This is a genomic window from Nocardioides sp., assembly GCA_037045645.1.
Lineage (GTDB): Bacteria > Actinomycetota > Actinomycetes > Propionibacteriales > Nocardioidaceae > Nocardioides.
This window is the reverse complement of the sequence record JBAOIH010000001.1, coordinates 1,574,254-1,588,128: the sequence shown is the minus strand read 5'-3', so window position 1 is coordinate 1,588,128 and position 13,875 is coordinate 1,574,254. Positions and strand designations below refer to the sequence as shown.

Here is a 13,875-nt window from a genome sequence, read left to right as displayed (position 1 = left end):
CCGGAGTTATTGCCAACTAGACTGTAACCACCGAAAAGTCATGATGGTCATGACGAGAGTGCAGTCTAAGGATGGAAGAGTTCATGAACGCGCAGTTGCACGTGGCCCAGGGGATCGTCGCCGGTCGGGCGTGGTCCGCAGTGGATCGGGCCCAGTTGCGCGATATCGAGCTCTGCCAAGCAGGACGCGCGTCGTCAGGCGCGTCGGCACCGCCGCGGCTGACCACCACTCAGGAACCTCGCGACGCGGGGGAGCAGGACTGGCAGGATCCGCGCATGACACGTAGCCGACGCGGTTTCAGCACCCCCGATCAGTCAGGTCGCCACTTTGTGGTGACCGGTGCCAACTCAGGCATCGGTTTGGAGACCGCGCGTGCTCTCGTGGCGGCCGGTGCCGACGTCACCTTGGCGTGCCGCAACGTCGACAAGGGTGCGCAGGCAGCTGCGGACATTCGGCGTACGACCTCTGCGGGCACCGTGGCCGTACGTTCCCTCGACCTCTCCTCGCTGGAGTCGGTCCGCACGTTCGCGGCGACGATCGACTCCGTCGATGTACTGATCAACAACGCCGGGGTGATGGGCACTCCACGAGGCACTACGCACGACGGCTTCGAGACCCAGTTCGGGACCAACCACCTGGGCCATTTCGCGCTGACGATGCTGCTCCTGCCGGTGCTGCGCGATCGGGTGACGGTCGTCAGTTCCGTCGCCCACCGCAAGGCCGACCTGGACCTCGAAGACCTCGATTTCGCACGCCGTGGTTATGGGCGCTATGCGGCGTACGGTCAGTCAAAGCTGGCCAACCTGCTCTTCCTCGCGGAGTTGCAGCGCCGCCTCACCGCCAGTGGATCGACTTTGCGTGCCACCGGCGCCCATCCGGGTTGGACCTCGAGCGGCATCACCAGGTCGACCGGCAACAAGGCCTTCACCAGGCTGGGCCAGGTGGGCAACTACCTCGCGATGCCCACCACACGCGGCGCACTGATGACCCTCTATGCGGCCACGGTCGACCTGCCCGGCAACAGTTTCATCGGCCCCGATCGCCTGGGGGAGATGCGCGGCTATCCGGCTGGAGCAGCTCGTTCGCCGCGCGCGCTCGACCCACGGCTGGCCCGTGATCTGTGGGAGGAATCGCTTCGCCTCACCGAGACGGAGTTCCCGTTCAACCGACGGTGATCTGGGAGATCTTGACGCGCTGCTTCGGAGGTCCGTCAGGGGCCCCGGTCTGGGTGCCGGCCTCGGCGATCTTCTTGATGGCCTGGACGCTCTTGGTGTCGAGTTGGCCGAAGACCGTGTAGTTGGGTTCGAGCGGGCTGTCGCCGTAGACGAGGAAGAACTGGGAGCCGTTGGTGTCGGGGCCTGAATTCGCCATCGCGAGGGTGCCGGGACCGTAGGTCTCGGTGCCCTTGAGCTCATCGGCGTACTGGTAACCGGGGCCGCCCATGCCGGTGCCGGTCGGGTCGCCGCACTGGAGCACGAAGATGCCCTCGGTCGTCAGGCGGTGACACGAGGTGTCGTCATAGAAGCCCTGCTCGCTCAAAGACACGAAGCTGTTGACGGTGCAGGGCGCGTTGGCAGCGTCCAGCGTCACGTTGAAGATGCCGGCATTGGTCGTGATGGCTGCCTTCACGCGCCCGCTCTGCGCAGGTTGGGCGGGCGGCGGGTCGATCTGCTTGGTCACCGGCATTCCGTCCGCGTTGTACGCGCAGCTGCCGTCGGTGGGTGCGGCCGTGGTGGTCGCCGTCGTGGGGGTCACGGTCGTGGGTGTGGTGTCGCGCGCGGACTCGGGCTCCTTGTCCGCTCCGCAGGCGGACAGCGCCAAGAGGGCGGCGATGCCGGGGATGAGCAGTTTCGAACGAGGGGTCCAGACCATGGCGAGGATGCTAAACGACCGTGACTCAGCTGTTGCGACCGCGTGCGGTGCCGAAGGACTCTCGGCCCGCTCAGCAGTGGGCGCGACATCGCGCAGAACTTGATTCACGCATCGTCGAGGCCCACGCAGACCGCGGTGGTCTTGCGTTGCCGGTGCTCGGCTCGGCGTACCTCTTCGGACAGCCGTCCGAACAAGCCCGGGTACGCGAGCCTCGGACGTGCTTCTTCGGACGACCGTCCGACCCGGTCCTGGCTGATCCTGAGGAATGGGTGTCACTCGCCGCGCAGCAGATTGCGCAGCTCGTGCAGGCGGGCGCGCTCTCGCTCGGTCAGCGAGTCGAGGCCGCCCTCGGAGATCTTGTCGAGCAGGTCGTCCAACTCGGCCTGGGGTGACCCGGCTGCGCCAGAGCTCAGCCACGGGCCCTCGACGACCGTCGGGCGTGGTGCCTGACTCTGGCTCGGGTGGCGCCGCATCGACTGCCGTTGCCTTCGGTCGCGCTTCGGCGCGCGTACGGCTGGGATGAACGCAAGGTCGGGGAGGAGCCCCTGGGCTCGCGCGATGATCGCCGCCGCTGCCCACCCGAGCAGGAGGTTCAGCAGTTCGGGATACAGGCCGAGCCCGAGATAGCGCAGCACCGGCAGCACCATGATGATCGCGCCGATCAGCCACGCCGGGATGTTGAAGAAGAATCGCGCGTGCAGGTTCTGGGCGATGAAGATCAAGATCACCACCGTCTGGAGTGCCTCCAGCCCGCCCAGGATCGGGCGCGACCCACCGAAGAGCAGGCCGAGTGCCAAGGTGATCGCGCTCATCGTGACGGTGGTCAAGCCGAGCAGCCAGGCGAACTTCTGCTTGCCGACCTGGTTCTCCAACTCGGTGCCGAAGTACCAGAAGATGAAGATCGTGATGACGCTCCAGAAGTCCGGAGCATTGGCCAGCGGCCAGGTCACGACCTGCCAGAGGTAGCCGCTGAGGACGTCTGCGGGCTGGAGCGCTAGTGCGCTTACGATCGCCGGGCTGAGCGCGAACAGGAAGAACGACACGATCGACATGAACGTGACCAACAGCGTGGTGCCGACATCGAGTGAACCGATGCGAAACCACGGGTCGGACTCGCCGTAGCCGCGGCGGAAGCTGAATCGATCAGACACGAGCATCAGCGTAAACGTCGGGCGGTCGCCGCGGGCGTACGAGTGCTCGATGGCGGAGCGTCGCGGACTGGCTCCAGGGACGCTTGATCGGGGGATGCCGTGCACGCAGAGCGAGACCGCCCGTTGTGTAAACCGCTGTCACATGTCAATATCGCCAGAATTTCGATTCTGTTTTCGGGCGAAGGGGTCCAGACGACATGGCGTTGCAGCAACACGACTTCGGCCGGCCGTGGGCCGCGCATCGCAAGCGGATCTACTTCTGGATGGGCGTGCTCTGCTTCTTCGTGACCATCCCGCCGTGGATCGGCGTCATGTTGGAGTGGTGGTCACCGGAGCCGATGGGCACGATCGCCGCCGGTGCCGTCTGCGTGCCGATCATGGTGCCGCTGTTCGCTGCCTGGTGGGACGCGCCGGGGGAGAACCGGACCACGCTGGAGAAGGCGTACGAGTTCATGCTCGTCTGGTTTCCGATCAGCGCACTGAGCCAGGGTCTGTGGGAACTCACCTGGCTTGTGGGTGATGCCTTGGGCTATATGAATCTGACTGAGGACCAGCACTGGGGCTGGTTCTGGTGGTTCTATGGCGCCGCCGACACTCGATTCCTCCTCAGTGACCCGGGCATCTATGGCATGGAGACGGTCGTGGTCGTGTGCGGAGCCGTGCTGATGTATCACCACTGGATCCTGATCGGGAAGGGTCGACACGACGACAAGATCCGAGTGCGCTCCATCTATTGGTGTGCGGTGGCGTTGACGATGATGCAAGCGGTCATCTTCATCTACTACGTCTCCGAGGCGCGCTCGGGCTTCGCGTTCATCGAGCAGGGCTTTTGGGGCTTCGCGTTGAAGTTCGTCTTCATGAACCTGCCGTGGCTGTTCTCCCCGATGATCCTGATCCCGCTGATCCCCAAGATGCTGGCCTACCTACACGCCAAGAACGCTTTGGTGGACGCCGGCGTGCTGACCGAGAGCGGCGAGACCACGCCTGCTCAGGCTGCGCTCAAGAGCTGACGCTGGTCGGTCACTCTGGGGACGTAAGTCCGCCGGGCTCGCCCGGTGGAGAGGAGATGACCGCACGCACTGACGCCGCCACCGTCGACGCCGGATCGAGGACTCGTCGCCGATTCGCCGAGTATGCCGTGGAGGGAAGGTCCACGACGCAGAAACCCACGGTCTCCATGGCCACCCGGTCGTGGCGGTCCCACAGCGCCAGTGCTAATCGGCGGATGATTCCCGTCATGGCGTGTTTGCATAGTGGGAAGACGACGGCGGCGCCCATAGTTTCCGACAACGGAAACCCACCCCACGGCCGGATAAACGACCACGGAAACCCGTTTCCAGCACGAGGGCGCACCGCCCGAGCGCGGAAGATCGACACAAACCCGCAGATCAGGGGACCGGGCCGTTTCGCACACACATATGCCCAAGCCCCATACGCAGACCAATACCTGACATAATGTCACTTATCGGCGATAATGTAGCGGGAGTACAACTAAACCCGTGTGCCAGCATCGGCCCACCGCGGTCAGTCCATCCGAATGCTCGGTTGGCTCACGCCGTAGAAGAGGTCAAGTGGCCTGTCTGGGTTGAGACTCGGTCTGCCGACGAGGTTGAGGGCATCACCATCGAGGCGCTCCCAGAGGTGGGTGGGCACAACGCAGACGCCAAGGTCGAGCCGGACGTCGCTGAAGTCTGGCCACCAGTCAGCGAGGGTGTTGGTGACGCGGAGTACGAAGGACACTGATCGATTTGCTGTACCGCCGGAGGCGAGACTCACTCCGTTCGTGGCCTGGTCCTTGGCTGCCAGGAACTCCTCAAAAGCCGCCTCAGTAAGGGAGGAGGGCGGGGGCAAGATTGGATCAGCGTGCAACACGACAGGAACTCGATTTTCTGACGCTACCGGTTGGGGATCTCGGATCCTGCCCTGGACCCAGATGCCCGCGAAGGTCCCCGCCCGTCCATTCATGAGGTTGGGTGCGGGACCCTCAACGGCAAGGAAACCGTCTTCCACTCGATCTATCGCTCCGAGCGCGAGTTGCAGCCAGATGACCTGCCCATTTGGACCGTCCTCGGGGATCCCGGCCAGGAGTACCTCATCCATGTCCTGGAGAACGCAGGCTTTTGCTACTTGTCGGCGAAGTGTCGACAGAGGGATCACCCGTCGAAGACTCTCATCGACCACTTTGGTTCTCCCGACCGCAGGGCGCATACGTACGCCTGCAGCCCAGGAATGTACTCCACCCTGCAGACCGCCGACGGCTGCCTGATGGCTGTCGAATTGGCTGCGCGCGACTCAGTCACCCTGCCAGCGGTGGCCAGCAATGAACCAAGCCCGCGTCACGTCGACCCATTCTGGCGGCGGGAACTGCTCGTCCGGACCGCCCAGGGGTCCCACCCGGACGCGCCAGGCGGGTTGAGTCGTGTCGATCGGTGGCGTGTCGTAGGGCGTCAGAATCACGTTGCCCTCCCCGGTGGCGCACAGCCCGACCTCATTGAGACAGCCGTACGCTCCTCGCAGATCGTCGGCACGACCACCCCAACTGCCGCCGGTTCGATACCAGTACTGGCTGCCGTCCTCCAGCTCCAGCCATAACGGCTCGGGGTCCGACGGGGCAGGGGTGTCGTCGTCGACGTTGACCGCGTCGTAGGTCCGGAGCGTTCGATCCGACATGTCGAAGGTGTTGAGACACCACAACTGCGCCGTGTTGGACTGGGCAGACCAACAGGCGTTGGCCGAGTCTGCGACCGAGCCGCACCAGTGGGTGGACTTGCCGACCGCATGGGGTGAGCCCTCGTCGAAGACACAGTCCAAGACGACTCCGTCCGAGCCTTCCCCCACCGTCCACCCGGGAGCCAGCCCGGTCGAGGTGAATGGGTTCACCACGACCTTCTCCGTGGGAGGCGTAGTGGGTCCGTGCACGATCACCCGATAGCCGTCCATGTCGAAGCTTTCGAGCGCGCCGACCAGCCCGTTGACGAGCGTCTCCACTCCCGACATGAGCCAGATGACGCCTTCGATCACCACCGCCAACGGACCGCTGAAGTGGGCCTGCTTCGCGGCATCGGTGAGACAACTGAAGGAGACCCCCAGGGCGTCTGCGAAGAACTTCCGTGCCTTGCCCGGGGTGTCGATGTCGCTGGTGGCCATCGACGAGAAGGAGTTGACGCAGGACTGGGCCTGTAGCGAGGTTAGCATCAGTCCCTTCGTCTCTTTGGCGGCCGTCCCCGCGACCTTGGTCGCGACCATGGCGTAGGTGTCCAGTCCGAACAGCAGGGCCGACAGCAGGTAGGCACCCGCGTCTGGGCTCAGCATGACGGTGCTGGCCGGCACTCCGGACGCGGTGAACTGGATCTCGTTGGTGCTGGGCAGGAGGGCCACCGAGTTCCCCCGCGTGATCGGTGGGGAGGGGATCAAGTTGGCGAGGGTGGCGACTAGGTCCTTGTCGTCCATCGACTTGAAGGTGAGTCCCGGCGAGTATTCGGCCGCCACGCCGTAGCCGCGTCCGTTGACCACCTTGAGCACGGGTTGACCGTTCTCCTTGCCCATGCACCACAGGGCTCGCCTACCGGAGTCGCTGGACACGCTGTAGCCGTCGGTACGGACCACTTCCTCGTCGGCGCAGGTGGGATCTGAGGCACCGGCCAGGGCGCTCATTGCGTCGAGCTGCTGACCGATCCAGGCCAGGACCTCCTCGCGCAGTCGGCTCCACGAGATGGCCGACCAGAACGAGAAGTGGCTCGTACGCACCACCATGCGGTCGCCCTCCACGGTCGCGTCCGCGATTCGAAGTCGTCGGTCGATCGCGGGCGCCCACCTCACCAATGGTGGGGGTTCGCCTAGCGCTAGTCCGGGCATGCTGAAGCTCAGCGTGGCTTCGCCGGTGAGCTCGGCTCCTTCGAGTTCGACCGTCCAGCCCTCGACTCCATCAGCGACCGCCGGGACGATGCGCAACTCGCCGCTGCCCTCAAAGGACTCCGAAGGAAGTTCCACCGTGAGTGACCCGTCCTCGGAGCGGGCCGTTGCGTCGCGGCCCTCGACCACCTCCACGTGTGCGGCCAGGGAGTCCTGATCCGGCTTGCCGCCGCTCTGCGAGCCATCCACCGTGCACGCCGAGAACGGCACCAGGAGCACGCTCACGAAGACGGCGAGCCAAGTGCGCCAAATGACGCGTAGCGACGTGACCATGGCACTCATCATGGCGCAGCGGACATGGCGTCGGTGGGAAAAATGGGATGCGCAACCCATGACTCGTAGGGTTCAGGAGTGGCAAGTTTCGAGCGATCCGCAGTCGTCGCGGCGCCGCCGGATGCGGTATGGGAACGTGTCGTCAGCCCCGAGGGAATCAACGACGAGATGCGGCCTTGGCTCACGATGCGTCTGCCGCGGTCGGCGCGCGGACTGACCATCGAGACCTTGCCCATCGGCGCGGTTCTCGGCCGGGCCTGGGTCGTGCTTTTCGGTCTGCTCCCGATCGAATATGACCGGCTGGCAATCGTCGCCGTCGAGCCGGGACGCTACTTCCACGAAGAGTCGACCATGCTCACCATGCGCTGGTGGGAGCACCGCCGAACACTCTCTGCGTTGAATGACGAGAGCACGCGGGTGACTGATCACATCGAATTCCTGCCCCGCCTCGGGCTCATGACCCCGGTCATGGCCAAGGCCCTCTACGCGTTCTTCGGGCACCGCCATAGACGGCTCCAACGTCACTTCGAAGCGGGAAACCGTGAGGACTAGGGTGCGGCTATGGCCGACTTCGACGTACGCATGATCCTGCTCTCCACTGACGACCTCGACGCCTCGATCGCGTTCTATACCGAGACGCTCGGGATGGCGTTGAAGTTTCGCGACGGCACTCACTTTGCAGCCATCGATGGCGGATCTGTGACGATTGCGTTGGCTACCTCGATCGACCACCCCATCCCTGGCCAAGTGGTCGTCGGGGTCAAGACCGACGACGTCGATGCAGCAGCGAAGGCCATCGAAGAGTCGGGTGGCGGCATCGTGAAGGGCCCGTACGACGACGCGCATGAGCGCAGGGTGGTCGGCTACGACAACAAGGGCAACGGGTTGGTGTTCTACGCGCCGTTGGCGCGCTCTTAGGATTCCGCCTCTCGGCACGCCGCGCATCGACCCACGATCACCAGTCGCTCGAGTGACACGGCAAAACCGTGGCGTTCGCATAACTGAGCCGTCAGATCGGCGAATTCCCCGGGCGCCGCGTCGCTGACCGAGCCGCAGGCCTCACATGACAGGTGTACGTGATGAGGGGTCTGCTTGGAGTGATAGACCGGCGTACGGTCCGCCAACGTCACCACGCTGATCAGCTCGAGATCGGCCAGCAACGTCAGCGCGCGATACGTGGTCGAGAGCGACGAGGTCGGCGCATGCGCGACGACTTCCGCATGCACCTGGTCGGGAGTGCCATGGCCCAGGTGGTCCACCGCCGCCAGCACGCGCTCGCGTTGCGGGGTCAAACGGTGGCCGCGGCTGCGCAGATGCGTCTTCCAGGCGTGGTCGGCAGCAGACACCATGTCAGCGCAACCTCGCCACAAGCTCGGCTCGATAGGGCTCGGGCAGAACGTCGGCCTCAAGCACACGCGCAGCCTCCTGTTTGTCGCCCATGTAGGCACGAAACAGCACCGGCACCGTGATGTCGTGGTCGGGAATGTCGACGCGTGTGATCGACGTGCCCGCGGTGATCGTCCCTGGCGTGACCACGCTCAGGTAGGCACCCGTACGCCCTCGCTGGGTGAACCGTTTGACCCAGCCGCGCTCCCCCAGGTGCCCGGCGAACGTACGACAAGGGATGCGCGGGCCGCACACCTCCAGCAGCACATCGCCAACCACCCATCGCTCCCCCACGAGCGACTCGTCGACATCGAAGCCTGTCGTGGTGAGGTTTTCACCAAACAGGCCGCTGCGCAGTTCGCGGTCGAGTTCGCGCTCCCACCACTCGAGTTCTTCACGGGCGTACGCATAGACGGCCTGGCGGGTCCCTCCGTGATGGCGCACATCGGACACCTCGTCACCGCGTACGCCGCTGCCGCCGACGCCGTCTCGCGGACCTGGGTCGGCAACGTGGATCGACTCGACCGGCAGTTTGTCAATGCCGGTCGTCGGCATGGACGAGTGCTCAGTGGGCACAGCCGACCCGACGTTGACGGTGAGGATGCGTGCGGTCACGTGGCAAGAGTACGGAGCCTGGTCACCGCAGATCGAGAGTGCGAAGGCCGGTGGCGGCGGCGATTCGTTCGTAGTCAGCGTCACGGTGAGCAATCGTCAAGCCCACGCGCAAGGCGATTGCTGCGATCAGGCAGTCCTGTAGCGCTCGCGGCTGATGGCCGGTGGCGCGCGTTGCTTGATAGACATCCACTGCGCCGCGATAGTCGAGGGCTGGCACCAGGCGAGCCCACCGCTGAGAGAGCAGAAGTCGCTCGATCTCGAATGTGCGTGGCCCGGGGGCCGCGCCGGAGAGAAGTTCTATCATGACCGGTTCTGTCGTGGTGCAGTCATTGCCGAGAGTTTCGCGCACGCAGTCGGTGGCCGCGCCCGGTCGGCCGCGCAGGAAATCGATCCAGACAGAGGTATCAACCAGCACGTATCAGACCACTGCCACGTCGTCACGACGCAGGCTATCCAGGTCTGCGTCCCAGCCGGTTCCTTCCATCGCGAGCATCTCCGAGCGCGTCATCACGGGACCGACGAGGCGGCGCAGCGCAAAGTCAACCGCTTCGCGTTTGGTCTTGAGTGCGTAGCGAGACATCACCAGGTCGATGAGCTCGTCATCGATCTCGATATTGGTGCGTCCCATACACCAAGCGTACACCTAGCCGGCGACGTACTCCTTCAAGTGCTTGCCGGTCAGCGTCGAGGCCTCGGCCACCAATTCGGCAGGCGTGCCCTCGAAGACCACGAGTCCACCCTCGGAGCCGGCGCCCGGTCCGAGGTCGATGATCCAGTCGGCGTGTGACATCACGGCCTGGTGGTGCTCGATCACGATCACCGACTTGCCCGAGTCGACCAGCCGGTCCAGCAGACCCAGCAGATTCTCGACATCCGCCAGGTGCAGGCCGGTGGTCGGCTCGTCGAGCACGTAGACGTCTCCCTTGTCGGCCATCTGGGCGGCCAACTTCAGCCGCTGCCGCTCTCCCCCGGACAGAGTGGTCAATTGCTGGCCGAGCTTGACATAACCAAGGCCGACATCGACGAGGCGATCGAGAATCTTCGCGGCAGCCGGTGTCTTGGCCTCACCTTCGGCGAAGAAGCCCGCCGCCTGGGCCACGGACATGTCGAGCACCTCGGCGATGTTGCGGCCACCGAACTCGTACTCCAACACCGACGCCTTGAAGCGCTTGCCCTCGCACTCCTCGCACACGGTCGAGACCGTGGCGAGCATGCCCAGGTCGGTGTAGATCAGACCAGCACCGTTGCAGACCTCGCAGGCGCCCTCGGAGTTGGCGCTGAACAGTGCAGGCTTCACGCCGTTGGCCTTGGCGAACGCCTTGCGGATCGGTTCCAGCAGACCCGTGTAGGTCGCCGGGTTGCTCCGACGCGATCCCTTGATCGCACCCTGATCGACGGTGACCACGCCCTCACGTGGCGACACCGAGCCGTGGATCAGTGAGCTCTTCCCGGAGCCCGCGACACCGGTCACCACGACCAGGACACCGGTCGGGATCTCGACTGAGACGTCCCGCAGGTTGTGGGTGTCGGCCTTCTTGATCGAGATGCTGCCCGTGGACGTGCGTACGGATTCCTTCAAGGACGCTTTGTAGAGCAGGTGCTTTCCGGTGCGGGTGTCGGCGTGGCGCAGGTCGTCGTACGCCCCCTCGAACACCACCTCTCCCCCGTCGGCGCCCGCGCCCGGACCGAGATCGACGACGTGGTCGGCGATGGCGATGGTTTCGGGCTTGTGCTCGACGACCAAGACGGTGTTGCCCTTGTCGCGCAACTGGAGCAGGAGATCGTTCATGTTGGCGATGTCGTGCGGGTGCAGGCCGATGGTCGGTTCGTCGAAGACGTACGTCACATCGGTCAGGGACGAGCCCAGGTGTCGGATCATCTTCGTACGCTGCGACTCACCGCCCGACAGCGTGCCGGACGGCCGCTCCAGGGAGAGATAGCCCAGCCCGATATCGACGAATGAGTCCAGCGTCTCCTGAAGCGTCTTGAGCAGTGGGGCGACGGATGGCTCGTCGAGACCGCGCACCCACTCGGCCAGCTCGTTGATCTGCAGCCGGCAGCAGTCGGCGATGTTGAGGTCCTTGATCTTCGACGAGCGCGCGCCCTCGTTGAGCCGCGTGCCATCACAGTCCGGGCAGGGGTGGAAGGTGATCACCCGATCGACGAAGGCGCGGATGTGGGGCTGCATGGATTCGCGGTCCTTGCTCAGCATCGACTTCTGCACCTTGGGGATAACCCCTTCGTACGTGAGGTTGATCCCCTCCACCTTGATCTTGACCGGCTCCTTGTGCAGCAGGTCGTGCATCTCGGTCTTGGTGTACTTCTTCAGCGGCTTGTCCATGTCGAAGCCGAAGCCGGAGAAGATCCGGCCATACCAGCCGTCCATCGAATAGCCCGGCACCTTCAACGCACCTTGCGAGAGCGACAACTCCTCGTCGAACAACTCGGTGAGGTCGAAGTCGGAGACGTTGCCCATGCCCTCGCAGTTGGGGCACATGCCGCCGGTGATGGTGAACTCACGGCGCTCGGGCTTGTTGCTCGCACTCTTCTTGTCGACCTTCAGCCCGCCGACGCCGGTCGCGGACGCGACATTGAAGGAGTACGCCTGGCTCGACCCGATGTGCGGATCGCCGAGGCGTGAGAAGAGCGTACGAAGCAAGGCATTCGCGTCGGTGACCGTGCCGACGGTCGAACGCGAGTTGGCGCCCATCCGCTCCTGGTCGACCAGGATGGCTGTCGTCAGGCCCTCGAGGACGTCGACCTCGGGACGCGCCATGGTGGGCATGAAGTTCTGCACGAACGAGCTGTAGGTCTCGTTGATCATCCGCTGCGACTCGGCAGCGATGGTCCCGAAGACCAGCGAACTCTTGCCCGAACCGGACACCCCGGTGAAGACGGTCAGTCGCCTCTTGGGGATCTCGACGTCGACGTCTTTGAGGTTGTTCTCGCGCGCGCCCTGCACGCGGATCAGGTCGTGGGCGTCCGCTCGATGAATTGCCATGGGGCGTACGTTAGAGCGGCCCACTGACACCCGCACGATCCCGGGACGTCACATCAGGTGAACTTCTCGCACCCGACGCGGACCCGACGAACCAAACGGCGAACGTCGGCGTCTGGTCAGACAGTCGGACTTCTCGGTCGAAGGGGCAGCGAAATGAAGCGCACACTCGCACTGGCACTGCTGGTGACATCTGGGTTCGTGGGAGGCGGTTCGCTGACGGCGGCCAGCGCCGCTGCGGAAAGCTGTCAGGGCAAGCCGGTCACCATCGTCGGCAACCTCGACGTGCGGACCGGCACGGAGGGCGACGACGTGGTCTGGCTCATGCCGGGGAATTGGTACGAGTTCGATGCCCGAGGTGGCAACGACACCATCTGTGTCAACAAACCGGTGACCCCGACCGGGCCAGAGCCCTATCCCCCGGCCGGGCGCGTCGACGCGGGCGCCGGGGACGACCTCGTCGTGAACCTGTGGAGCAACTCCGCCACAGGCACGGTGACGGCCGGGCTGGGAGCGGGCAACGACACGTTCCTGGGCAGCAACGTCGGGGAGCACGTGTTCGCGGACAGCCGGGCGGACGACGGGACCACACGACCCACCGGTCCGAGTACGGACGTGATCACCATGGGCGGGGGCACGGACTGGGTCGAGACGATGGCGCCGGAGGGCGGACCCAACCAGGATCGGATCGTCTTCGGCGGCGGCGAGGCGAAGGTTGCGTACACCGGACCGATGGGTGCAGGCGCGACACTTGACCTGGGCGACGCGACCACTGGTGAACTGCAGCTGCCCCAGCCTGGCCTGTTCGGTCCGGGCGAGGTCGTGGTCGACAACGCTGCACGGGAGGTACGCACCCAGGCCGGCGTTGCGCTGCGTTGGCTCGGCGACGTCACGAGATTCATGATCGAGCGGGTCCCCGTCCCCCAGCCGGCGCCTGCCACGGTCTCATTCGCGGGTTCGGACCTGGGTGAGTACGTCGAGATCGCCGGGCTGGTCGGCGATATCAGGCTTGCCGGTGGGGACGACCACTTCAACCTGCAGAACTTCGGCAGCTCCGACCTGCCCCGCTCGCTCGACGGTGGGCAGGGGACGGATCTCGCCCGGCTGCCCACGGCATGCTCCAAACTGCGGATTGACCTGAGCAAGTCGATGACCTGCTCGGAAGGGGCCAGCCGGACCACGCACCCGTTCGCCGGCTTCGAGGACGTGGGCTCCACCATCTTGAACTCGACCGGCAAAGTCGTGCTGGTGGGCACGCCTGCCGCCGACCGCCTGGTCGCTTCGGCTCCCCGGGTTCGTCTCGAAGGCCGGGGAGGAGATGACGACCTCGACGTCGATGACGCGTGGCACGCGCGAGTGCGCGCCGGATCTGGTGCGGACCAGGTGTACGCCCAGGCAGCGAACCTGCGGGTGTGGGGCGGCAAGGGCGCCGACCGAATCCGCCTCGACCTCCTGACCATTGCGCCTTTCGGGGGCAAGTCGCCCAAGAAGAAGGTGCTCGAGGCGCGTGGCGGTGCCGGTCGTGACCGGTTGATCGGCAGTTCTACCGGTGTCGCCGATCGGTTGATCGGCGGACGCGGCAGCGACCATGCCGACGGGCGCGCGGGCAAACGGGACTACTGCGTCGCCGAGAAGACGGTCCGCTGCGAGCGTCCCTGACCCCTCGCG

Annotated in this window: 14 protein-coding genes; 5 read left to right on the top strand and 9 right to left on the bottom strand. The window is 65.1% G+C overall.

All coding sequences use genetic code 11. The features are described from left to right. Nucleotides 1–83 precede the first annotated feature (83 nt). Nucleotides 84–1,175 carry an oxidoreductase gene (locus tag V9G04_07830; GenBank protein MEI2713198.1) on the top strand — a complete coding sequence of 364 codons (1,092 nt, stop codon included), beginning with the start codon at nt 84–86 and terminating at the stop codon, nt 1,173–1,175. Here V9G04_07830 and V9G04_07825 read toward each other — a convergent pair. Both V9G04_07825 and V9G04_07820 read right to left on the bottom strand, forming a co-directional pair. Next, the gene (locus V9G04_07825) at nt 1,162–1,872 is read right to left on the bottom strand and encodes a peptidylprolyl isomerase (protein MEI2713197.1); all 711 of its coding nucleotides are present in this window, start codon (nt 1,870–1,872) and stop codon (nt 1,162–1,164) included. The two genes, V9G04_07830 and V9G04_07825, sit on opposite strands and share 14 nt — an antisense overlap. Before the next feature lie 272 nt (nt 1,873–2,144). Then, on the bottom strand, nt 2,145–3,023 hold the full coding sequence (locus V9G04_07820; protein MEI2713196.1) for a DUF6576 domain-containing protein: 879 nt from the start codon (nt 3,021–3,023) through the stop codon (nt 2,145–2,147). Between the two features lie 197 nt (nt 3,024–3,220). On the opposite strand from V9G04_07820, the gene V9G04_07815 reads away from it, so the two are divergent. Next, nucleotides 3,221–4,033: a hypothetical protein gene (locus V9G04_07815; GenBank protein ID MEI2713195.1), complete on the top strand. Its 813-nt coding sequence runs from the start codon at nt 3,221–3,223 to the stop codon at nt 4,031–4,033. A gap of 514 nt (nt 4,034–4,547) precedes the next feature. Here V9G04_07815 and V9G04_07810 read toward each other — a convergent pair. Continuing rightward, nucleotides 4,548–5,123, bottom strand: a complete 576-nt coding sequence (locus V9G04_07810; GenBank protein MEI2713194.1) for a hypothetical protein — start codon at nt 5,121–5,123, stop codon at nt 4,548–4,550. A 192-nt stretch (nt 5,124–5,315) separates the two neighbouring features. After that, nucleotides 5,316–7,208 carry a hypothetical protein gene (locus tag V9G04_07805; protein ID MEI2713193.1) on the bottom strand — a complete coding sequence of 631 codons (1,893 nt, stop codon included), beginning with the start codon at nt 7,206–7,208 and terminating at the stop codon, nt 5,316–5,318. A 78-nt stretch (nt 7,209–7,286) separates the two neighbouring features. On the opposite strand from V9G04_07805, the gene V9G04_07800 reads away from it, so the two are divergent. Next, nucleotides 7,287–7,760 carry a hypothetical protein gene (locus V9G04_07800; protein ID MEI2713192.1) on the top strand — a complete coding sequence of 158 codons (474 nt, stop codon included), beginning with the start codon at nt 7,287–7,289 and terminating at the stop codon, nt 7,758–7,760. A 9-nt stretch (nt 7,761–7,769) separates the two neighbouring features. After that, entirely contained in the window at nt 7,770–8,126 is a 357-nt protein-coding gene (locus tag V9G04_07795) for a VOC family protein (protein MEI2713191.1), read from the top strand. Here V9G04_07795 and V9G04_07790 read toward each other — a convergent pair. Genes V9G04_07790 through V9G04_07770 form a run of 5 tightly spaced genes read right to left on the bottom strand, consistent with a single transcriptional unit; the run spans nt 8,123 to nt 12,210 of the window. Continuing rightward, nucleotides 8,123–8,557, bottom strand: coding sequence for a Fur family transcriptional regulator (locus V9G04_07790; GenBank protein ID MEI2713190.1), 435 nt, complete (start codon nt 8,555–8,557; stop codon nt 8,123–8,125). The two genes, V9G04_07795 and V9G04_07790, sit on opposite strands and share 4 nt — an antisense overlap. A gap of 1 nt (nt 8,558) precedes the next feature. Then, nucleotides 8,559–9,209, bottom strand: a complete 651-nt coding sequence (locus V9G04_07785; GenBank protein MEI2713189.1) for an MOSC domain-containing protein — start codon at nt 9,207–9,209, stop codon at nt 8,559–8,561. Nucleotides 9,210–9,231: 22 nt separating this feature from the next. Then, nucleotides 9,232–9,624, bottom strand: a complete 393-nt coding sequence (locus V9G04_07780) for a PIN domain nuclease (protein ID MEI2713188.1) — start codon at nt 9,622–9,624, stop codon at nt 9,232–9,234. 3 nt (nt 9,625–9,627) lie between these two features. Continuing rightward, nucleotides 9,628–9,837, bottom strand: a complete 210-nt coding sequence (locus V9G04_07775; protein ID MEI2713187.1) for a type II toxin-antitoxin system VapB family antitoxin — start codon at nt 9,835–9,837, stop codon at nt 9,628–9,630. Between the two features lie 15 nt (nt 9,838–9,852). Next, on the bottom strand, nt 9,853–12,210 hold the full coding sequence (locus tag V9G04_07770) for an excinuclease ABC subunit UvrA (protein ID MEI2713186.1): 2,358 nt from the start codon (nt 12,208–12,210) through the stop codon (nt 9,853–9,855). Between the two features lie 153 nt (nt 12,211–12,363). Here V9G04_07770 and V9G04_07765 point away from each other — a divergent pair, with 153 nt between their 5' ends. Further along, on the top strand, nt 12,364–13,866 hold the full coding sequence (locus V9G04_07765; GenBank protein MEI2713185.1) for a hypothetical protein: 1,503 nt from the start codon (nt 12,364–12,366) through the stop codon (nt 13,864–13,866). Nucleotides 13,867–13,875 lie beyond the last annotated feature (9 nt).

Excerpts from the sequence above, each read along its gene's own strand:
- V9G04_07810 (MEI2713194.1), bottom strand. The coding sequence starts at position 5,123 with ATGGATGAGGTACTCCTGGCCGGGATCCCCGAGGACGGTCCAAATGGG.
- V9G04_07795 (MEI2713191.1), top strand. The coding sequence starts at position 7,770 with ATGGCCGACTTCGACGTACGCATGATCCTGCTCTCCACTGACGACCTC.
- V9G04_07765 (MEI2713185.1), top strand. The coding sequence starts at position 12,364 with ATGAAGCGCACACTCGCACTGGCACTGCTGGTGACATCTGGGTTCGTG.
- V9G04_07790 (MEI2713190.1), bottom strand. The coding sequence starts at position 8,557 with ATGGTGTCTGCTGCCGACCACGCCTGGAAGACGCATCTGCGCAGCCGC.
- V9G04_07770 (MEI2713186.1), bottom strand. The coding sequence starts at position 12,210 with ATGGCAATTCATCGAGCGGACGCCCACGACCTGATCCGCGTGCAGGGC.
- V9G04_07815 (MEI2713195.1), top strand. The coding sequence starts at position 3,221 with ATGGCGTTGCAGCAACACGACTTCGGCCGGCCGTGGGCCGCGCATCGC.
- V9G04_07825 (MEI2713197.1), bottom strand. The coding sequence starts at position 1,872 with ATGGTCTGGACCCCTCGTTCGAAACTGCTCATCCCCGGCATCGCCGCC.
- V9G04_07805 (MEI2713193.1), bottom strand. The coding sequence starts at position 7,208 with ATGGTCACGTCGCTACGCGTCATTTGGCGCACTTGGCTCGCCGTCTTC.
- V9G04_07830 (MEI2713198.1), top strand. The coding sequence starts at position 84 with ATGAACGCGCAGTTGCACGTGGCCCAGGGGATCGTCGCCGGTCGGGCG.
- V9G04_07775 (MEI2713187.1), bottom strand. The coding sequence starts at position 9,837 with ATGGGACGCACCAATATCGAGATCGATGACGAGCTCATCGACCTGGTG.